Origin of the sequence: Pseudomonas sp. R5(2019) (assembly GCF_009905435.1) — a bacterium.
Taxonomy (GTDB): domain Bacteria; phylum Pseudomonadota; class Gammaproteobacteria; order Pseudomonadales; family Pseudomonadaceae; genus Aquipseudomonas.
Genome location: NZ_JAAAMT010000003.1, coordinates 172,724 through 191,512 on the forward strand (window position 1 = coordinate 172,724; position 18,789 = coordinate 191,512).

Annotated in this window: 18 protein-coding genes and 1 pseudogene; 11 read left to right on the forward strand and 8 right to left on the reverse strand. The window is 61.2% G+C overall.

Annotation, left to right across the window (positions count from 1 at the left end):
- Positions 1-295: 295 nt before the first annotated feature.
- The 3 genes from GUY40_RS03635 to choV all read left to right on the forward strand — a co-directional run bounded on the left by GUY40_RS03635 (position 296) and on the right by choV (position 3,332).
- Entirely contained in the window at positions 296-1,243 is a 948-nt protein-coding gene (locus GUY40_RS03635; RefSeq protein ID WP_166567580.1) for a choline ABC transporter substrate-binding protein, read from the forward strand.
- Positions 1,244-1,308: 65 nt separating this feature from the next.
- Positions 1,309-2,157: a choline ABC transporter permease subunit gene (gene choW, locus GUY40_RS03640; RefSeq protein ID WP_371924701.1), complete on the forward strand. Its 849-nt coding sequence runs from the start codon at positions 1,309-1,311 to the stop codon at positions 2,155-2,157.
- Positions 2,154-3,332, forward strand: coding sequence for a choline ABC transporter ATP-binding protein (gene choV / locus GUY40_RS03645; RefSeq protein WP_166567582.1), 1,179 nt, complete (start codon positions 2,154-2,156; stop codon positions 3,330-3,332). Before choW ends, choV begins: the two co-directional genes overlap by 4 nt.
- 156 nt (positions 3,333-3,488) lie before the next feature.
- Here choV and GUY40_RS03650 read toward each other — a convergent pair whose 3' ends face one another.
- The 8 genes from GUY40_RS03650 to GUY40_RS03685 all read right to left on the reverse strand — a co-directional run bounded on the left by GUY40_RS03650 (position 3,489) and on the right by GUY40_RS03685 (position 10,660).
- Positions 3,489-3,704 carry a molybdopterin-binding protein gene (locus GUY40_RS03650; RefSeq protein ID WP_166567583.1) on the reverse strand — a complete coding sequence of 72 codons (216 nt, stop codon included), beginning with the start codon at positions 3,702-3,704 and terminating at the stop codon, positions 3,489-3,491.
- A 28-nt stretch (positions 3,705-3,732) separates the two neighbouring features.
- Positions 3,733-4,545: an aliphatic sulfonates ABC transporter ATP-binding protein gene (gene ssuB / locus GUY40_RS03655; RefSeq protein WP_166567584.1), complete on the reverse strand. Its 813-nt coding sequence runs from the start codon at positions 4,543-4,545 to the stop codon at positions 3,733-3,735.
- A complete protein-coding gene (ssuC, locus tag GUY40_RS03660) occupies positions 4,542-5,333 on the reverse strand; it encodes an aliphatic sulfonate ABC transporter permease SsuC (protein ID WP_166567585.1) in 792 nt (263 codons plus the stop codon). The genes ssuB and ssuC overlap by 4 nt, the downstream gene beginning before the upstream one ends.
- 10 nt (positions 5,334-5,343) lie before the next feature.
- Positions 5,344-6,492 carry an FMNH2-dependent alkanesulfonate monooxygenase gene (gene ssuD / locus GUY40_RS03665; protein ID WP_166567586.1) on the reverse strand — a complete coding sequence of 383 codons (1,149 nt, stop codon included), beginning with the start codon at positions 6,490-6,492 and terminating at the stop codon, positions 5,344-5,346.
- Positions 6,493-6,552: 60 nt separating this feature from the next.
- Positions 6,553-7,518, reverse strand: coding sequence for a sulfonate ABC transporter substrate-binding protein (locus GUY40_RS03670; RefSeq protein WP_166567587.1), 966 nt, complete (start codon positions 7,516-7,518; stop codon positions 6,553-6,555).
- Positions 7,519-7,611: 93 nt separating this feature from the next.
- Positions 7,612-8,205, reverse strand: a complete 594-nt coding sequence (gene ssuE / locus GUY40_RS03675) for an NADPH-dependent FMN reductase (protein WP_166567588.1) — start codon at positions 8,203-8,205, stop codon at positions 7,612-7,614.
- Between the two features lie 311 nt (positions 8,206-8,516).
- A complete protein-coding gene (locus tag GUY40_RS03680) occupies positions 8,517-9,155 on the reverse strand; it encodes a peroxiredoxin (protein WP_166567589.1) in 639 nt (212 codons plus the stop codon).
- A 155-nt stretch (positions 9,156-9,310) separates the two neighbouring features.
- Positions 9,311-10,660 carry an OprD family outer membrane porin gene (locus tag GUY40_RS03685; RefSeq protein ID WP_166567590.1) on the reverse strand — a complete coding sequence of 450 codons (1,350 nt, stop codon included), beginning with the start codon at positions 10,658-10,660 and terminating at the stop codon, positions 9,311-9,313.
- A 482-nt stretch (positions 10,661-11,142) separates the two neighbouring features.
- On the opposite strand from GUY40_RS03685, the gene tauA reads away from it, so the two are divergent.
- The 8 genes and pseudogenes from tauA (at position 11,143) to phaC (ending at position 18,758) form a co-directional block, all read left to right on the forward strand.
- Positions 11,143-12,120, forward strand: a complete 978-nt coding sequence (gene tauA / locus GUY40_RS03690) for a taurine ABC transporter substrate-binding protein (RefSeq protein ID WP_166567591.1) — start codon at positions 11,143-11,145, stop codon at positions 12,118-12,120.
- 17 nt (positions 12,121-12,137) lie between these two features.
- On the forward strand, positions 12,138-12,932 hold the full coding sequence (gene tauB, locus GUY40_RS03695) for a taurine ABC transporter ATP-binding subunit (RefSeq protein WP_166567592.1): 795 nt from the start codon (positions 12,138-12,140) through the stop codon (positions 12,930-12,932).
- On the forward strand, positions 12,929-13,768 hold the full coding sequence (gene tauC / locus GUY40_RS03700) for a taurine ABC transporter permease TauC (protein ID WP_166567593.1): 840 nt from the start codon (positions 12,929-12,931) through the stop codon (positions 13,766-13,768). The genes tauB and tauC overlap by 4 nt, the downstream gene beginning before the upstream one ends.
- A gap of 120 nt (positions 13,769-13,888) precedes the next feature.
- A pseudogene (locus tag GUY40_RS03705) lies at positions 13,889-14,188 on the forward strand (TauD/TfdA family dioxygenase); the annotation flags it as partial.
- A gap of 183 nt (positions 14,189-14,371) precedes the next feature.
- Complete coding sequence (gene hslV, locus GUY40_RS03710) at positions 14,372-14,902, forward strand: ATP-dependent protease subunit HslV (RefSeq protein WP_166567594.1); 531 nt, start codon at positions 14,372-14,374, stop codon at positions 14,900-14,902.
- A gap of 73 nt (positions 14,903-14,975) precedes the next feature.
- Positions 14,976-16,313, forward strand: coding sequence for an ATP-dependent protease ATPase subunit HslU (gene hslU / locus GUY40_RS03715; protein WP_166567595.1), 1,338 nt, complete (start codon positions 14,976-14,978; stop codon positions 16,311-16,313).
- A 45-nt stretch (positions 16,314-16,358) separates the two neighbouring features.
- Complete coding sequence (locus GUY40_RS03720) at positions 16,359-16,739, forward strand: gamma-butyrobetaine hydroxylase-like domain-containing protein (RefSeq protein WP_166567596.1); 381 nt, start codon at positions 16,359-16,361, stop codon at positions 16,737-16,739.
- A gap of 342 nt (positions 16,740-17,081) precedes the next feature.
- Complete coding sequence (gene phaC, locus GUY40_RS03725; protein WP_166567597.1) at positions 17,082-18,758, forward strand: class II poly(R)-hydroxyalkanoic acid synthase; 1,677 nt, start codon at positions 17,082-17,084, stop codon at positions 18,756-18,758.
- The last annotated feature ends 31 nt before the right edge of the window (positions 18,759-18,789 follow it).

Consider the following 18,789-nt stretch of genomic DNA (forward strand, 5'->3'; position numbering starts at 1 on the left):
GCAATCCGATCACGACGTTTCCTGGCCGTTTTCAGGCCTCGTCACCCTCTCGAAATTGCGTTCCCGGGGGCCGCCGACTCTGTAAACGACCTCACCGACACTGGATGCGACTCTAGCTGTACTGGATACGACCCACCCTGTAGGCGTTTGATTTTCGCTGTTACATGATCGTTATCGACTCGATTGCAAAGACGCTCGCCCCGAACCGTGGCCAAGCGTCCGGCTCTGCCAACTGCAACCCAATAAGCGCGGCAGCCCCAGAAGACCGCCGACACCGCACACCAGGAGTCTATTCATGAAAGCCACACCCTCGTTGTTGCTGGCCGCCGCACTGAGTTTGCCGCTGCTGGCACAGGCTGCAGAGCCGGCCCAGTGCTCCACCGTCAACTTCTCCGATGTTGGCTGGACCGACATCACCGTCACCACAGCGGTGACCAGTGTGGTCCTCGAATCCCTCGGTTACAAAACCCGCACCACCATGATCTCGGTGCCGGTGACCTACAAGTCGCTGGCCGACGGCAAGAACATGGACATCTTCCTCGGCAACTGGATGCCGACCATGGAAAACGACATCAAGCAGTACCGTGATGCCGGCACCGTGGAGACCGTTCGCGCCAACCTCGAAAACGCCAAGTACACCCTCGCCGTCCCCGAAGCGCTCTATAACAAGGGCCTGAAAGACTTCGCCGACATCGTGAAATTCAAGAAGGAACTGGACGGCAAGATCTACGGGATCGAGCCGGGCAACGACGGCAACCGCATGATCCAGAGCATGATCGACAAGAACGCCTTTGGCCTCAAGGACGCCGGCTTCAAGGTGGTCGAGTCCAGTGAGGCGGGCATGCTCTCGCAAGTCGATCGTGCAGCGCGCCGCGACACGGAAGTGGTGTTCCTGGGCTGGGAGCCGCACCCGATGAACACCCGTTTCAAGATGAACTACCTCACCGGTGGCGATGACTTCTTCGGCCCCAATTTCGGCCAGGCCACCGTCTACACCAACACCCGCAAAGGCTACACCGACGAATGCAAAAACGTCGGCCAGTTGCTCAAGAACCTCTCCTTCACGCTGGACATGGAAAGCTCGCTCATGGGCGACGTCCTGGACAAAAAGATGAAGCCTGAGGCCGCCGCCAGGGAATGGCTGAAGAGAAACCCGCAAGTGCTCGACACCTGGCTCGCCGGAGTCACCACCCTTGACGGCAAACCGGGCCTTGAGGCCGCCAAGGCCAAGCTCACGCAGTAATCATTGACGTCAGGCGGGGCCACCGGCCTGATGTCGTAATCAACGTTTGCATGGGGACGCTCGCTATCATGCTGATCGATCAAAAAATCCCTCTGGGCCAGTACATCGCTGCATTCGTGGAATGGTTGACGCAACACGGCGCCAACTACTTCGACGCATTCGCCGAAGGACTGGAGTTCATGATTCACGGCGTGACCGGCGCCCTGACCTGGTTCAATCCCTTCGTGCTGATCGGCCTGATAGCCGCCATTGCCCATTTGATCCAACGCAAGTGGGCGCTCACCGCCTTTTGCGCCCTGTCGTTTCTGCTGATCCTGAACCTGGGCTACTGGCAGGAAACCATGGAAACCCTGGCCCAGGTGCTATTCGCCACCATGGTCTGCGTGGCCATCGGCGTCCCCCTGGGGATCGTGGCCGCGCACAAGCCCATGTTCTACACCGTGTTGCGGCCCGTGCTGGACTTGATGCAGACCGTACCGACCTTCGTGTACCTGATCCCTACCCTGACCCTGTTTGGCCTGGGGGTGGTACCGGGGCTGATCTCGACGGTGGTGTTCGCCATCGCCGCGCCGATCCGCCTGACATACCTGGGCATCTGCGACGTGCCTCAAGAGCTGCTCGATGCCGGCAAGGCCTTCGGTTGCTCGCGTCGCCAACTGCTCTCGCGCATCGAACTTCCCCATGCCATGCCGAGCATCGCCGCCGGTGTGACCCAATGCATCATGCTGTCGCTGTCGATGGTGGTGATTGCGGCGCTGGTGGGTGCCGATGGCCTGGGCAAACCTGTGGTCAACGCACTGAACACTGCTGATATCGCTCTGGGCTTCGAAGCAGGCCTGGCGATCGTACTGCTGGCGATCATGCTCGACCGTATCTGCAAACAACCCGATCTGCCAGTAAGGGGTGACGCATGAGCATAATTCGCTTCGACAAGGTTGACGTTATCTTCTCCAAATCCCCGCGTGAGGCCCTCTCGCTGCTGGACCAAGGCCTTACGCGCGACCAGATCCTGAAGAAAACCGGCCTGGTGGTGGGTGTCGAAAAAGCCAGCCTGGACATCAACAAAGGCGAGATTTGCGTGCTGATGGGGCTGTCCGGCTCCGGCAAGTCCAGCCTGTTGCGTTGCATCAACGGCCTAAACACGGTCAGCCGCGGCAAGTTGTTCATCGAGCATGAAGGCTCGCAGATCGACATCGCTTCCTGCACGCCGGCAGAGCTGAAAATGATGCGCACCAAGCGCATCGCCATGGTGTTCCAGAAGTTCGCCCTGATGCCTTGGCTGACGGTGCGCGAAAACATCAGCTTCGGCCTCGAGATGCAAGGCCGCCCGGCCGAAGAGCGGCGCAAGCTGGTGGATGAAAAACTCGAGCTGGTGGGCCTGACCCAATGGCGCAACAAGAAGCCCGACGAGCTGTCTGGCGGCATGCAGCAACGGGTCGGTCTGGCCCGTGCGCTGGCGATGGACGCCGACATTCTGCTGATGGACGAACCCTTCTCCGCCCTCGACCCGCTGATCCGCCAGGGCCTGCAGGACGAGTTGCTGGAGCTGCAACGCAAGCTGGCCAAGACCATCGTGTTCGTCAGTCACGACTTGGATGAGGCGCTCAAGCTCGGCAGCCGCATCGCAATCATGAAAGACGGCAAGATCATTCAGTACAGCAAGCCTGAAGAGATCGTGCTCAACCCGGCCGATGACTACGTGCGGACCTTCGTGGCCCACACCAACCCGCTCAATGTGCTGTGCGGTCGCAGCCTGATGCGCACTCTGGACAACTGCAAGCGGATCAACGGTTCGGTGTGTCTGGACCCGGGCGGCGATTCCTGGCTGGATCTGGCCGAAGGCAACACCATCAAGGGCGCACGCCAGGGCGTCGCCAGCCTCGATCTGCAGAGCTGGGTGCCTGGGCAAGCGGTTGAAGCACTGGGCCGTCGCCCGACCGTGGTCGGTGCCAACATCGGCATGCGCGAAGCGCTGCAGATTCGTTACCAGACCGGTAACAAGCTGGTGCTGCAGGAAGACAATAAAGTGGTCGGGATTCTCGGCGACAGCGAGCTGTATCACGCGTTGCTGGGCAAGAACCTGGGCTGACACCCCTGCAGGAACCCCATGTGGGAGCGGATTTATCCGCGAATAAAGACGACGCGGTGTGTCTGATACATCGCAGCGCTTGCATTCGCGGATAAATCCGCTCCCACATTGTTTTAAACCCCCCAGCATTTGTGTGAGGGGGTTCCAGATCAAGGTTTAGAGCTTGGCGATCGACACCTCGGTCGACTTCACGAACGCGATCACTTCGCTACCCACCGCCAATTCCAGCTCTTTGACCGAACGGGTAGTGATGACCGACGTCACGATGCCGGAAGCGGTCTGCACGTCGATTTCCGACAGCACGTCGCCTTCGACGATCTCCTTCACGGTGCCTTTGAACTGGTTGCGAACGTTGATGGCTTTGATGGTCATGGTCTTCATTCCTTCGTTTGAGTAGAGATCAATGCGCCCAACGCAATTGCGTAGGCAGGGGTGCAACAGGTTCGGGATCGGGCGGCGTGCCCGGCAGGGCCAGGACGCGATGCAGCACTTCGCTTTCCAGCGCCGCCAGGCGATGCGAGCCACGGGCTCTCGGGCGTGGCAGGTCCACCAGCAAATCGAGGCCGACCTGGCCGTCTTCAATCAGGATCACCCGGTCAGCCACGGCGACCGCCTCGGCAACGTCATGGGTCACCAGCAACACGGTAAAGCCATGCTGCTGCCAGAGCCGTTCGATCAGTTGTTGCATTTCGATCCGGGTCAGCGCATCGAGAGCGCCCAATGGTTCATCGAGCAGCAGCAGACGCGGCTTGTGGATCAGGGCGCGAGCCAGGGCCACCCGCTGTTTCTGGCCACCGGACAAGGCCGCCGGCCACTCGTCGGCACGCTCGGCCAGGCCGACCGCTTCCAGGGCCTGCAAGGCTTGTGGGCGCCAGTTGCCGGTAAGGCCCAGGCCGACGTTGTCGATGATCTTTTTCCAGGGCAGCAAGCGCGCTTCCTGGAACATCAAGCGGGTGTCTTCACGGGCTTCGCTCAGCGCTGCAGAACCTGCCAGCAATTGACCGGAGCTGGGTTGATCCAGGTCCGCCAGCAAGCGCAACAAGGTGCTCTTGCCGCAGCCGCTGCGACCGACGATGGCGACGAACTGACCAGCCGGAATGTGCAGGTCGATGTTTCTCAGCACTTCACGTTCACCGAACGCCTTGTGCAGTTTGCGCACGGCCAACGGGATACCGCGCAGCAGGTGCGGCGGTTGTTCCTTGAGGACGGTCATGCCGCACCTCCCTTGACTTGATAAGCCGGGTGCCAGCGCAACCAGACACGCTCCAGGCCACGGGCCGCCAGGTCGGCCAGCTTGCCGAGCAGGGCGTACATCACGATTGCCAGCACCACCACGTCGGTCTGCAGGAATTCCCGGGCGTTCATCGCCAGGTAGCCGATGCCGGAACTGGCGGAAATGGTTTCCGCCACAATCAGCGTCAGCCACATGAAGCCCAGCGCAAAGCGCACGCCGACCAGAATCGAAGGCAGTGCGCCGGGCAGGATCACCTGGCGAAACAGCCCGTAGCCGGACAAGCCATAGCTGCGCGCCATTTCCACCAGCGCCGGGTCAACATTGCGGATGCCGTGGTAGGTGTTCAGGTAAATCGGGAACAGGGTGCCCAGGGCCACCAGGAAAATCTTCGCCGACTCGTCGATGCCGAACCACAGGATCACCAGCGGGATCAGCGCCAGGTGCGGCACGTTGCGGATCATCTGCACGGAGCTGTCGAGCAGGCGCTCGCCCCACTTCGACAGGCCGGTGATAAAGCCCAGTGCCAGGCCAATGCCGCCACCGATCAGAAAGCCGATGCCAGCGCGCCAGCCGCTGATTGCCAGGTGGGTCCAGATGTCGCCGCTGCGTACCAGCTCGACGCCCGCGGCGATGACCGCGCTGGGTGCCGGCAGGATGCGGGTGGACAGCCAACCGGCGCTCACCGCCAGTTGCCAGACCGCCAGCAACAGCACCGGCAGGGCCCAGGGCGCCAGCTTGTGCACGTACGTATTTGAAGTAGCACTCATGCGCCTGTCCTCAGCTCTGTGATGTGGCTTTGGGCAAAATGTCGTTGGCGACCATCTCGCCGAACGGGCTCACATAACCGGTCGATTTCGGCAGTTCCGGGCGCTGCACATCCAGGTGCGGGAACAGCAGCTCGGCCACCCGGTAGGACTCTTCCAGGTGCGGGTAGCCGGAGAAGATAAAGGTGTCGATGCCAAGGTCCGCGTATTCCTTGACCCGCGCGGCCACGGTCGGGCCATCGCCGACCAGCGCCGTACCGGCACCGCCACGCACCAGGCCTACGCCTGCCCACAGGTTCGGACTGACTTCCAGGTTGTCGCGGTTGCCGCCGTGCAGGGCTGCCATGCGTTGCTGGCCGACCGAATCAAAGCGCGCCAGGGATGCCTGGGCACGGGCAATGGTGTCGTCGTCCAGATTCGAGATCAGGCGTTCGGCGGCTTGCCAGGCCTCAGCATTGGTTTCGCGCACGATCACGTGCAAGCGGATGCCGAAACGTACGCTGCGGCCCTGGGCGGCGGCCTTGGCGCGCACGGATTCGATCTTTTCAGCCACTGCGGCCGGTGGCTCGCCCCAGGTCAGGTACAGCTCGACCTGCTCGGCGGCCAGGTCCTGAGCCGCATCGGACGAACCGCCGAAATACAGCGGCGGACGCGGTTGCTGGATCGGTGGGTAGAGCAGTTTCGCGCCTTTGACGGTGATGTGCTTGCCGTCGTAGTCGACGGTTTCGCCTTCGAGCACGCGGCGCCAGATCCGGGTGAATTCCACCGAGGCCTGGTAGCGCTCTTCATGGCTCAGGAACAGACCGTCACCAGAAAGCTCTTCCGGGTCGCCCCCGGTCACCAGGTTGAACAGTGCGCGGCCACCGGACAGCCGGTCCAGGGTCGCGGCCTGGCGCGCGGCCACGGTCGGCGAAATGATGCCAGGACGCAGTGCCACCAGGAATTTGAGCCTGGAGGTCACTTGAATCAGCGAGGCTGCCACCAGCCAGGAGTCTTCGCAGGAGCGCCCGGTGGGGATCAGCACACCGCCAAAGCCCAGCCGGTCGGCGGCCTGGGCGATCTGTTGGAGGTAACCGTGATCGACCGCACGAGCGCCATCGGCAGTGCCAAGGTAATGGCCGTCACCGTGGGTGGGAAGAAACCAGAAAATATTAAGGCTCATTGGAGTTGACTCCTAAGGGTGGCTCAGGCCGGGGCGGCGCCCCGGCGCAAAAAAAAAACGTCAGTTGGCGTTCGCGACCTTGGCCGGCGGCGTCCAGATCACATCCTTGATACTCAAGGGCTTGGGAATCAGCTTGAGCTGATAAAAACTGTCGGCGATTTTCTGCTGGGCGCTGACCACCTCTGGGGTGAGGAAGTGCGCACCGTAGCCCTGGCGCTTGACCGAGGTGAGGGTGATGTCGGCCGGCAGGCCGAGCAGCGGCGCCACTTGCTGGGTCACGTCTTCAGGGTGGGCCTTGGACCACTCGCCAACGGCGCGCACTTCTTCGACCAGCGCCTTGATCACCTCAGGGTGCTGCTGGGTGTAGGGCTTGGTCGCGAGGTAGAACTGATGGTTGTCGACCAGGTTTTTGCCGTCACGCAGGGTGCGCGCTTGCAGCTGCTGTTCGGCAGCGGCCTGGTACGGGTCCCAGATGACCCAGGCATCGACACTGCCGCGTTCGAATGCGGCACGGGCGTCGGCCGGTGGCAGGAACACGGTCTGGATGTCGCTGTACTCGAGACCGGCGTCTTCCAGCGCACGGACCAGCAGGTAGTGAACGTTGGAGCCTTTGTTAAGCACGACCTTCTTGCCCTTGAGGTCCTTGACCGACTGAATCGTCGAGCCCTTGGGCACCAGGATCGCTTCGCTGTGGGGAGCCGGCGGCTCATAGGCGACGTACAGCAGGTCGGCGCCAGCCGCCTGGGCAAAGACGGGTGGGGTTTCGCCGGTGACGCCGAAATCGATCGAGCCGACGTTCAGGCCTTCCAGCAGCTGCGGACCGCCGGGGAACTCGGTCCACTGGACTTGCACGCCTTGGGCAGCCAGGCGCTTTTCCAGCGAACCCTTGGCCTTGAGCAGCACCAGGGTGCCGTATTTCTGATAACCGATGCGCAGGCTTTGGGCCTGGGCTTGAGTAATGGCGCCAAAGGACACGGCCGCAGCAAACAGAGCGACCAGACCACGACGCAAAAAGACAGTGCGCATAGCGCTCTCCTTAAGCTGTAGGGGTTCAGGCTGCACCTGCTTGCCCGTTGGCGGGCGAGTAAGGCCAGTACTTCAGAGATGGGGTGTAGCGGCTCAGATGCTCCAGCGAGCAGTGAGCAGGCGTTCGTTCAACACACTAGGGTCCAGCGGTTTCGGCCTCCTGGCCAAGGCACTGTGAAACAGCTCCAGCGACTCGGTAAGACGTTGCTGCAGGGCCGGCGCCAGTTGCGCGGCGGCGCCGCCTTCGCCGTAGGCGATCTGGCTGTCGTCAGCAAAGATCCCCTGCAGCGTTTCCTGGGCCTTGAGTGCCGACAGGACGGGCTTGAGCGCGTAGTCCACGGCCAGCATGTGGGCGATGCTGCCGCCGGTTGCGATCGGCAAGACCACCTTGTGGCTCAACGCGCGCTCGGGCAGCAGATCAAGCAGGGTCTTCAGGGCACCGGCAAACGACGCCTTGTACACCGGGGTAGCGACCACCAGGCCATCGGCCTGCTCGACCAGTTCAAGAAAATGCAGTATTTGCGGGCTGTCGAAGCGTGCATGCAGCAAGTCTTCGGCCGGGAAGTCCCGTACCTGAAACGTCACCACCTCCACGCCCTGCCCTTGCAGCCAATGCTTGCACCGTTCCAGCAACACGCCGGAACGAGAACGAAGACTGGGGCTGCCACCGATGGATACGACCAGCATTCAAGCGTTTCCTTCAAAAGGTCAACGAATGTGCGAGCCTGATATCTCGCCGGGAATGGACAGACATTAACAGCAACCTTATATATCTATAAATCATATTTTTTTATTTGTTTATTCCTTAAATGACTATGTGTGCCCATTTTCTCCGGGCAAAAAAATGGGCCGTTTTAAGCGGCCCAAAACCCTGCATGGCTATAGCGGTGTTCTTTCGGGCCCCAATCGCGGGCAAGCCCTGCTCCTACATTCCCCCCTCCCGATGTGTAGGGCTTTTGTGGGAGCAGGGCTTGCCCGCGAAGCTTGTGGGCCCGCCTTCAACGAGTCGGCTGCGGCGTCAGGCGCAGGTACGGCTTCACGGCGCGATAGCCCTTGGGAAAGCGCTGCTGGATCTCGGCTTCATCCTTGAGCGACGGCACGATCACCACCTCATCGCCGTCCTGCCAGTTGGCCGGCGTCGCGACCTTGTGGTTGTCGGTCAGCTGCAGCGAGTCAACCACGCGCAGAATCTCGTGGAAGTTGCGACCGGTGCTGGCCGGGTAAGTGATGGTCAGGCGGACTTTCTTGTTCGGATCGATCACGAACAAGGAACGCACGGTGAGGGTGTCGTTGGCGTTGGGGTGGATCAGGTCGTAGAGGTCGGACACCTTGCGGTCGGCATCGGCCAGGATCGGGAAATTGACGGCGGTGCCCTGGGTTTCGTTGATGTCTTCGATCCAGCGGTGGTGCGAGTCGACCGGGTCTACGGAGAGGGCGATGGCCTTGACGCCGCGCTGGGCAAACTCATCCTTGAGCCTGGCGGTAAAGCCCAGTTCAGTGGTGCACACCGGGGTGAAATCCGCCGGGTGGGAAAACAGGATGCCCCAGCTGTCGCCCAGCCATTCGTGGAAGCGAATCTTGCCTTCGCTGGAATCCTGCTCGAAGTCGGGGGCGATGTCGCCAAGTCTCAGGCTCATGGTGGGGCTCCTTTCTAGGTATTGGTTGAGCTCACTGTGCCCGTTGCGCAAATAAATTAAAAAGAATAAATATCGATTTATTTAGATCGGAAAGAGATATGAAATTCAGGGTGTAAAAAAGCCCCGCACGACGGCGGGGCTTCTTGGACTACGCCTTACAGGAAGCTGTAGGTGTAGTTGAAGATCACGCGGGTTTGATCCTGATCGGCGCTGCCTTCGGTACCGCCACCGGCACGGAACGAGCCGTGACGCAGGGTGGCGCCGAAGCCTTTCAACACGCCTTCCTGGAAGACGTAGTCGATACGCGCATCGCGTTCCCACTCGGAGTAGCTGCCGTTACCGCTCTTGAAGCGAATGTCATCGCCACGCAGGTACGCAAGCGCAAACTTCAGGCCTGGCACACCCACACGAGAGAAGTCGTAGGAGTACTGACCGAAGGTGGTGTTTTCACCGGCACGGGCGAACTGGTTGACCATGGCGTCGGTGAACAGATAGAAGCTCGATCCGCCTGCGCCTTCCAGCGAGGAAGTCGAGCCGTCCTTGCGCACGCTGCCCTGGTTCACCCAGACAAAGCCGCCGTCGTCGCTGACGCGCTGATGGCCCAGCAGGAAGGCGTTTCCACCCAGGGTATAAGTGAAGATCGCACTCCAGGTCTTGTTATCGACCTCGCCTGCGTTCTTGGCATAGCCGCCGTTGTTGTTGAAGGCATAGCCGGTCTGGCCGTTCTTGCCATCGGAGCTGCTGTCGAAGTAACGGATGTCAGTCTTGAACGACTGGTCCTTGTCGATCGGGTATACGTGCACCAGGCCCAGGAAGTTCTGCTTGTAGTAGTCCTCGAGGTTCGAGTAGTAGTACTGCAGGGTCAGTTCTTTGGTGACTTTCCAATCAGCGCCGCCGAACTGGAACTTGTTGCTGTCGCGGAAGCCGCCAGCCACTGCCAGGCCGGTCCGGTTGCTCGAAGCACGGCCCATGGCGTGTTCCAGCTGGCCGGCAGTCAGGGTCAGGTTGTCGATTTCCTTGGAGGTGACGATGCCACCTTCGAAGGTTTGCGGCAGCAGACGACCGTCGTTGGCAACCAGGATCGGCAGGTTAGGCGCCAGCGCGCTACCTACGTGAGCTTCGGTCTTGGAGAAGCGAGCCTTGGCGTTACCGCCGATGCGAGCCCAGTCGCTGACAGCCGAACCGTCGCTGTCGCTTGGGAAGAAGGAGTTGTCAGCGTTCTGGCGATGACCACGGCCGCCATCCAGGTGAATACCCCAGACGGCCTGAGCATCAACGCCGAAACCGACGGGGCCTTCGGTGAAGCCCGAGATGTAGTCCAGTTTGAAGCCTTGAGCCGCTTCACGCTGATCAATCGCGCCAGCGCGCTGTTCGCGGGTGTCGTTGTTGAAATACATGGTGCGCGAGCTGACCGCAGCCTTGCTGTCTTCGATAAAACCAGCAGCGTTTGCTTGCTGGGTCAACACCCCAAAGGCCACGGCGAGTGCCAGGCTGGACTTGTACATGTTTTGCTCCTCTCGTTTCTAATTCTTGTGTTCTGGCTTCGGGATCTTTGTCCCCTGCGCGAGATGCGCGATTAGCGCCAAATTGTGACAATCAGGTCAATTGTTTCTGACCGTTTCGAGACTTTGGTCTAAGCCGAACGTTTCAAAGGGTTTGCAGAATAATGAATTCGATATAAACCTAAAAAGAATTGTTTCTTTATTTTTCAGACGATTATGGAATAACGCTTTGCACTACGCAAACGTTTCATCTTTTGAAGATCAGAGCCATGGGGCGGTAAATTCCTTTGTAGGAGCAAGGCTTGCCTGCGATGGGCCCTGGGGGGGCGCTGCGCGCCCCATCGCGAGCAAGCTCAGCTCCTACACCGTCCAGGCGTTGCTTCGATCACGCCTAAGCTCATGCTTAAAAGTTATTTATTTTGCAATTTTTAGATCATTTAGTCTTCTTGTCACCCGATCCCGGTCGCCTGACAAGGAGCTTCACGATGACCCCATTCGCCCCGCTTCGTCTGCTTGCCGCGCTGTCCCTGGCCGGCGCCAGCTTTCTGGTTCAGGCCGCCGACGTGACCGTCGCCTACCAGACCACCGTTGACCCGGCCAAGGTGGCCCAGGTCGATGGCGACTATGAAAAGGCCAGCAAGGCCGACATTGCCTGGCGCAAATTCGACAGTGGCGCCGATGTGATCACTGCCGTGGCCTCCGGCGACGTGCAGATCGGTTACCTGGGCTCCAGCCCTCTGGCGGCCGCCGCCACCCGCAAGTTGCCGGTCGAGACCTTTCTGATCGCCACGCAGATCGGCGCCGCTGAAGCGCTGGTGGCCCGTGAAGGCACCGGTATCAATTCACCGCAGGACCTGATCGGCAAGAAGATTGCCGTTCCCTTCGTTTCCACGGGCCATTACAGCCTGCTCGCCGCCCTCAAGCAGTGGAACATCGACCCGGCCAAAGTCACCATTCTCAACCTCGCGCCACCGGCCATCATCGCGGCCTGGAAGCGCGGCGACATCGACGCCACCTACGTCTGGGACCCAGCCCTGGGCGTGGCCAGGGAAAACGGCAAGGTGCTGATCACCTCGGGGGAACTGGCCAAGGTCGGCGCCCCGACCTTCGACGTCTGGATCGTGCGCAAGGACTTCGCCGCCAAGCACCCGGAGATCGTCAAATCGTTCGCCAAGGTCACCCTGGATGCCTACGCCGATTACCGCAAAGACCCAAAAGCCTGGCTGGCTGACAGCGCCAACGTCGACAAGCTGGTGAAGCTCTCCGGCGCCAAGGCCGCGGACATTCCGGCGCTGCTGCAGGGCAACGTGTTCCCGCTGGCGGCCGAGCAAATCAGCGAACTGGGCGCACCGACCACCAAGGCGATTACCGACACGGCCACCTTCCTCAAGCAGCAGGGCAAGGTCGACGCGGTACTGCCTGACTACGCGCCGTACGTCAGCGCCAAGTACATCACTCACTGATTCAGCGGAGTCTGCTCATGGCCCTGTTACAACTGGAGCGCATCAGCGCACAGTACCCTGGCGCAAGTGAGCCGGTGCTGTCGGACATTTCCCTGACCCTCGGGCCCCAGCAACTGCTGGTCGCCCTTGGCCCGTCGGGCAGCGGCAAGACCTCCTTGCTGAACCTGATCGCCGGTTTTGTCGAGCCGAGCGCCGGCCGGATCACCCTCGACGGCATCCCGGTCAAAGGACCAGGCGCCGAACGCGGCGTGGTGTTTCAGAACGACGCGCTGCTGCCCTGGCAGGACGTGCTCGCCAACGTCGGCTTCGGCCTGGAACTGGCCGGCATGGCGCGCGAACCGCGTGAACGCCGGGCGCAGGAGATGCTGAAGCTGGTGGACCTGGCCGACTTTGGCAGCCGCCGTATCTGGCAACTCTCCGGTGGGCAAAAACAGCGCGTGGGCCTGGCCCGGGCACTGGCCGCCGACCCTCGAGTGCTGCTGATGGATGAACCGTTCGGCGCGCTGGACGCCTTTACCCGCGAACAGATGCAGGAGCTGTTATTGCAAGTCTGGCAGCGCACCGCCAAGCCGGTCTTTCTCATCACCCATGACATTGAAGAAGCCGTGTTTTTGGCCACCGACCTGATTCTGTTGGCGCCCAATCCGGGCCAGGTCGTCGAGCGCCTGAGCCTGGACTTCGGCCAGCGCTACGCCGCCGGTGAGTCGGCCCGTGCGATCAAGTCCGACCCACGCTTTATCGAAACCCGCGAGCACGTTCTGGCCCGGGTCTTTTCCCAACGCAGCGCCGCCGTGCGGCAGGAATTCGCATGAGCAGCCTTGAGATCGGTGCAGCGGCCAGATCCGCTGCAACCCCACCCCCGCAAAAGCGCTTGCGACGCCCTATCAGCACCCGCGTGATCAGCGTCCTGACGCTGCTGACATTGCTCGCCGCCTGGTGGCTGGTCACCGCCGCCGAATGGATCGAGCCGCTGTTTTTGCCTTCGCCCGCCGACGTGCTGGCCAAGGCCTGGTTACTGCTGACCCAGGGCTATATGGAGTCGACCCTGTGGCAACACCTGGGCGCGAGCCTGTCACGCATTGGCCTGGCTTTGGGCTTCGCCATTCTGACGGCGATTCCGATCGGCATTGCCATCGGCACCCACCGCATCGCCCGGGGCATCTTCGACCCGCTGATCGAGTTCTACCGGCCCATCCCACCGCTGGCGTACCTGCCGCTGATCGTGATCTGGTGCGGCATCGGCGAGCTGTCGAAAGTGCTGCTGATTTTCCTCGCGATCTTCGCCCCGATCGCCATCGCCACGGCCACCGGTGTGCGCACTGTCGACCCGGCCAAACTGCGCGCCGCGCAATCGCTGGGCGCCAGCCGCGCACAGTTGATCCGCCACGTGATTCTGCCCAGTGCCCTGCCGGACATCCTCACCGGTGTGCGCATTGGCCTGGGCGTGGGCTGGTCGACACTGGTGGCCGCCGAGCTGATCGCCGCCACCAGCGGCCTGGGTTTCATGGTGCAGTCAGCGGCGCAATTTCTGGTCACCGATGTGGTGGTGCTCGGCATCCTCGTCATCGCGCTGATCGCCTTTGCCCTGGAGATGGGCCTGCGCGCCCTGCAACGCAAGCTGGTGCCCTGGCACGGGCAAAGTCATTGATTGCTGTGAAGAACCCGAACTGACCACGTCGACACTTCGACGCTGCCACGAACGAGATAAAGCATGAGCCTGACCATCACTCCCTTGAGCCCGGCCCTGGGTGCACAGATCAGCCGCAACAACCCGCCGCTGTCGCACCCGGTGATCCGCACGCACCCGGTCAGCGGGCGCAAGTCGCTGTTCGTCAACGAGGGCTTCACCACCCGCATCAATGAGCTGGAAGCGGCGGGAAGCGAGGCGATCCTGGCGTTGCTGTTCAAGCATTCGACCCGGCCGGAATTTACCCTGCGCTGGCGCTGGCAGGAGAACGACGTGGCGTTCTGGGATAACCGCGTGACCCAGCATTACGCAGTGGATGATTACCGACCGCAGCGACGGGTGATGCATCGGGCGACCATTCTGGGGGATGCGCCGTACTGACGGACCAATTCGCGGATAAATCCGCTCCCACAACAGCCCGTACACATGATTTGAGCGGGGAATGTGGGAGCGGATTTATCCGCGAAGCTTTTGCCGCTCGTCCCCTGCGGTTGAAATACCGCCGGCCACCCCCATATGGGTTTTCATCAGGGCATTTTCGCCCCGCTGCGTGGAGACTCTCCCTTGACCACCATCGTTTCAGTCCGCCGCCACGGCAAAGTCGTCATGGGCGGCGACGGCCAGGTTTCTCTGGGCAACACCGTGATGAAAGGCAACGCCAAAAAAGTCCGTCGCCTGTACCACGGGCAGGTTATCGCCGGTTTCGCCGGTGCCACCGCCGACGCCTTCACCCTCTTCGAACGCTTCGAAGGGCAACTGGAGAAACACCAGGGCCACCTGATCCGCGCTGCCGTGGAACTGGCCAAGGAATGGCGTACCGACCGCACCCTGAGCCGTCTGGAAGCCATGCTTGCAGTCGCCAACAAGGATGCGTCCTTGATCATCACCGGCAACGGTGACGTGGTCGAACCCGAAGACGGCCTGATCGCCATGGGCTCCGGTGGTGCCTACGCCCAGGCCGCGGCTCGCGCCCTGCTGGACAAGACCGACCTGTCGGCACGTGAAATCACCGAAACCGCCCTGGGCATCGCAGCCGACATCTGTGTGTTCACCAACCACAACATCACTATCGAGGAACAGGACCTCGCGCAATAACGAGCTGTTCTGGCGTCCGGCCGACCGCCGGGCTTTTCCACGCTTATATTGTCGCTAGAGGACCGCCTACACCATGCCCATGACTCCCCGCGAAATTGTTCACGAACTCAACCGTCACATCATTGGCCAGGACGACGCCAAGCGCGCTGTCGCCATTGCCCTGCGCAACCGCTGGCGCCGGATGCAACTGCCCGAAGAACTGCGCGTTGAAGTCACCCCCAAGAACATCCTGATGATCGGCCCGACCGGTGTCGGCAAGACCGAAATCGCCCGTCGCCTGGCCAAGCTGGCCAATGCTCCGTTCATCAAGGTCGAAGCGACCAAGTTCACTGAAGTCGGCTATGTCGGCCGTGACGTCGAGTCGATCATTCGCGACCTGGCCGATGCCGCCATCAAGCTGCTGCGCGAGCAGGAAATGGTCCGCGTGCGTCACCGCGCCGAAGACGCTGCCGAAGACCGCATCCTTGATGCCCTGCTGCCACCGGCGCGCGTCGGCTTCAACGAAGACCAGGCACCGAGCAACGACTCCAACACCCGTCAGCTGTTCCGCAAGCGCCTGCGCGAAGGCCAGCTCGATGACAAGGAAATCGAGATCGAAGTGGCCGAGTCCATGGGGGTCGATATCTCCGCGCCGCCAGGCATGGAAGAGATGACCAACCAGCTGCAGAACCTGTTCGCCAACATGGGCAAGGGCAAGCGCAAGAGCCGCAAGCTCAAGGTCAAGGAAGCGCTCAAGCTGGTCCGTGAAGAAGAAGCCGGGCGCCTGGTCAACGACGAAGAGCTCAAGGCCAAGGCCCTGGAAGCGGTCGAGCAGCACGGTATCGTGTTCATCGACGAAATCGACAAGGTCGCCAAGCGCGGCAACGTCGGCGGCGCTGATGTGTCCCGTGAAGGCGTGCAGCGCGACCTGCTGCCGCTGATCGAAGGCTGCACCGTCAACACCAAGCTGGGCATGGTCAAGACCGACCACATCCTGTTTATTGCCTCCGGTGCCTTCCACCTGAGCAAGCCAAGCGACCTGGTGCCCGAGCTGCAAGGCCGTCTGCCGATTCGCGTCGAACTCAAGGCCCTGAGCCCGGAAGACTTCGAGCGCATCCTCAGCGAGCCGCACGCCTCGTTGACCGAGCAATACCGCGAGTTGCTGAAAACCGAAGGCCTGAACATCGAATTCGCGCCAGATGGCATCAAGCGCCTGGCCGAGATCGCCTGGCAGGTGAACGAGAAGACCGAGAATATCGGTGCCCGTCGTCTGCACACCCTGCTCGAGCGCCTGCTCGAAGAGGTGTCGTTCAGCGCCGGTGACCTGGCCAGCGCCCACGACGAAACGCCGATCCGCATCGACGCCGAGTACGTCAACAGCCACTTGGGCGAATTGGCGCAGAACGAAGACCTGTCCCGTTATATCCTGTAAGCCACACCCTATTTACAGGCAGGGCCGTTCGCGGCCCTGAACACCATGACGACAAAACTGCCCACCGCCATCGAGCTGCACAAAGCCTCGAAAACCCTCACCCTCAAGTACGCGGACGGTGAAGTCCATCACCTCCCCGCCGAATTCCTGCGTGTGCATTCCCCCTCCGCTGAAGTCCAGGGCCATGGCAAGCCCATCCTGCAGTTTGGCAAGATCGGCGTCGGCCTGACCAGGATCGAACCGGCCGGCCAATACGCGCTGAAACTGACCTTCGACGACGGCCATGACAGCGGCCTGTTCACTTGGGAATACCTCTACCAGCTGGGCGTTCGCCAGGAACAGCTGTGGGCTGATTACCTTGACGAACTGCGGGTTGCCGGCAAGTCGCGAGACCCGTCCGAATCCATCGTCAAGCTGATGCTCTGACCCGGCGATTACACCGTTTAGAACGCATTTTCTAATTCAATCTGTTTGAATGCTTCAAGCAGCTGGAGCCGAGGGCCCGCTTGCGAATTCCGATAAAGTCGCGTAACAGATGAAGCTGGCAAGTTACCTGCATCGGGTTCATGCAGGGCGGGTCAGAATGTTGATGTCGCGAGTGATTGCAGGTTGCTTTGTTGCCCGGCACCCAAGGTAAGCTCGACGACGTTTTCATTCGACCAGGAACACGCGGTTCGTCATCAATGGTCACCCCCGAGCAGTGCCAGGCGTTCGTCTGTGTTACTCACAGCGGCGCAGGTATTGTCCGTGGACAACGGAGCGTCGTAGATGAGTAACAAGAACGAAGACCTGCCGCGCCAAGCCTCTGAACATACGCTGGGATTGAACCCGGTGGTGGGCTTGCGCCGTAAGGATTTGCTAACTTCTGCTCGACTGGTACTACGCCAGGCCATCAAACAACCTATTCACAGCGCCAAGCACGTTGCCCATTTCGGCCTTGAATTGAAGAACGTCCTGTTCGGCAAATCGAGCCTGAAGCCGGAGAGCGACGACCGCCGTTTCAACGACCCGGCCTGGGCCCAGAACCCGCTGTACAGACGCTACATGCAAACCTACCTGGCCTGGCGCAAGGAGTTGCATGACTGGATCGGCGAAAGCAACCTGTCGCCCCAGGACATCAGCCGCGGTCAGTTCGTGATCAACCTGTTGACCGAAGCCATGGCGCCAACCAACACCATGGCCAACCCGGCAGCGGTCAAACGCTTCTTCGAAACCGGTGGCAAGAGTTTGCTCGATGGTCTTTCGCACCTGGCCAAGGACCTGGTCAACAACGGCGGCATGCCAAGCCAGGTCAACATGGATGCCTTCGAAGTCGGCAAGAACCTGGGTACCACTGAAGGCTCGGTGGTGTATCGCAACGACGTGTTGGAGCTGATCCAGTACAGCCCTATGACCGAGCAGGTGCATGAGCGCCCCCTGCTGGTGGTGCCGCCGCAGATCAACAAGTTCTACGTGTTCGACCTGAGCCCGGACAAGAGCCTGGCGCGCTTCTGCCTGCGCAGCCAGGTACAGACCTTCATTGTCAGCTGGCGCAACCCGACCAAGGCCCAGCGCGAGTGGGGCCTGTCGACCTATATCGATGCGCTCAAGGAAGCGGTCGATGTGGTGCTGGCAATTACCGGCAGCAAGGATTTGAACATGCTCGGCGCCTGCTCGGGCGGCATCACCTGCACCGCACTCGTGGGCCACTATGCAGCACTGGGCGAGCAGAAGGTCAACGCCCTGACCCTGTTGGTAAGCGTGCTTGATACCACGGTCGATACCCAGGTCGCGCTGTTCGTCGATGAACAGACCCTGGAAGCGGCCAAGCGCCACTCCTATCAGGCCGGGGTGCTCGAAGGCCGCGACTTGGCCAAGGTATTCGCCTGGATGCGGCCCAACGACCTGATCTGGAACTACTGGGTGAACAACTACCTGCTCGGCAACGAGCCGCCGGTGTTTGACATCCTGTTCTGGAACAACGACACCACGCGCCTGCCAGCCGCCTTCCACGGCGATCTGATTGACATGTTCAAGAACAACCCTTTGATCCGGCCCGATGCACTGGAAGTGTGCGGCACGCCGATCGATCTGAAGCAAGTGACCACCGATATCTTCAGCCTGGCCGGCACCAACGACCACATCACGCCCTGGCCGTCCTGCTACAAGTCGGCCCAGCTGTTCGGTGGCAAGGTCGAGTTCGTACTGTCCAACAGCGGCCATATCCAGAGCATCCTGAACCCGCCGGGCAACCCCAAGGCGAGGTTCTTGACCAACCCGGAAATGTCCTCGAAACCGTCCGAATGGCAGGAAAACGCCAACAAGCACACCGACTCCTGGTGGCTGTACTGGCAAGCCTGGCAGGCCGAACGCTCGGGCAAGCTGAAAAAGGCTCCGGCCAGCCTCGGCAACAAGGCCTTCCCGGCTGCCGAAGCGTCGCCTGGCACGTACGTTCACGAACGTTGACAGAAGGCGCGCGGCCCCGCCGGGTCGCACG

Coding starts and splice junctions, on each gene's coding strand:
- GUY40_RS03635 (WP_166567580.1), top strand. CDS start 296: ATGAAAGCCACACCCTCGTTGTTGCTGGCCGCCGCACTGAGTTTGCCG.
- choV (WP_166567582.1), top strand. CDS start 2,154: ATGAGCATAATTCGCTTCGACAAGGTTGACGTTATCTTCTCCAAATCC.
- GUY40_RS03650 (WP_166567583.1), bottom strand. CDS start 3,704: ATGACCATCAAAGCCATCAACGTTCGCAACCAGTTCAAAGGCACCGTG.
- ssuB (WP_166567584.1), bottom strand. CDS start 4,545: ATGACCGTCCTCAAGGAACAACCGCCGCACCTGCTGCGCGGTATCCCG.
- ssuC (WP_166567585.1), bottom strand. CDS start 5,333: ATGAGTGCTACTTCAAATACGTACGTGCACAAGCTGGCGCCCTGGGCC.
- ssuD (WP_166567586.1), bottom strand. CDS start 6,492: ATGAGCCTTAATATTTTCTGGTTTCTTCCCACCCACGGTGACGGCCAT.
- GUY40_RS03670 (WP_166567587.1), bottom strand. CDS start 7,518: ATGCGCACTGTCTTTTTGCGTCGTGGTCTGGTCGCTCTGTTTGCTGCG.
- ssuE (WP_166567588.1), bottom strand. CDS start 8,205: ATGCTGGTCGTATCCATCGGTGGCAGCCCCAGTCTTCGTTCTCGTTCC.
- GUY40_RS03680 (WP_166567589.1), bottom strand. CDS start 9,155: ATGAGCCTGAGACTTGGCGACATCGCCCCCGACTTCGAGCAGGATTCC.
- GUY40_RS03685 (WP_166567590.1), bottom strand. CDS start 10,660: ATGTACAAGTCCAGCCTGGCACTCGCCGTGGCCTTTGGGGTGTTGACC.
- tauA (WP_166567591.1), top strand. CDS start 11,143: ATGACCCCATTCGCCCCGCTTCGTCTGCTTGCCGCGCTGTCCCTGGCC.
- tauB (WP_166567592.1), top strand. CDS start 12,138: ATGGCCCTGTTACAACTGGAGCGCATCAGCGCACAGTACCCTGGCGCA.
- tauC (WP_166567593.1), top strand. CDS start 12,929: ATGAGCAGCCTTGAGATCGGTGCAGCGGCCAGATCCGCTGCAACCCCA.
- hslU (WP_166567595.1), top strand. CDS start 14,976: ATGCCCATGACTCCCCGCGAAATTGTTCACGAACTCAACCGTCACATC.
- GUY40_RS03720 (WP_166567596.1), top strand. CDS start 16,359: ATGACGACAAAACTGCCCACCGCCATCGAGCTGCACAAAGCCTCGAAA.
- phaC (WP_166567597.1), top strand. CDS start 17,082: ATGAGTAACAAGAACGAAGACCTGCCGCGCCAAGCCTCTGAACATACG.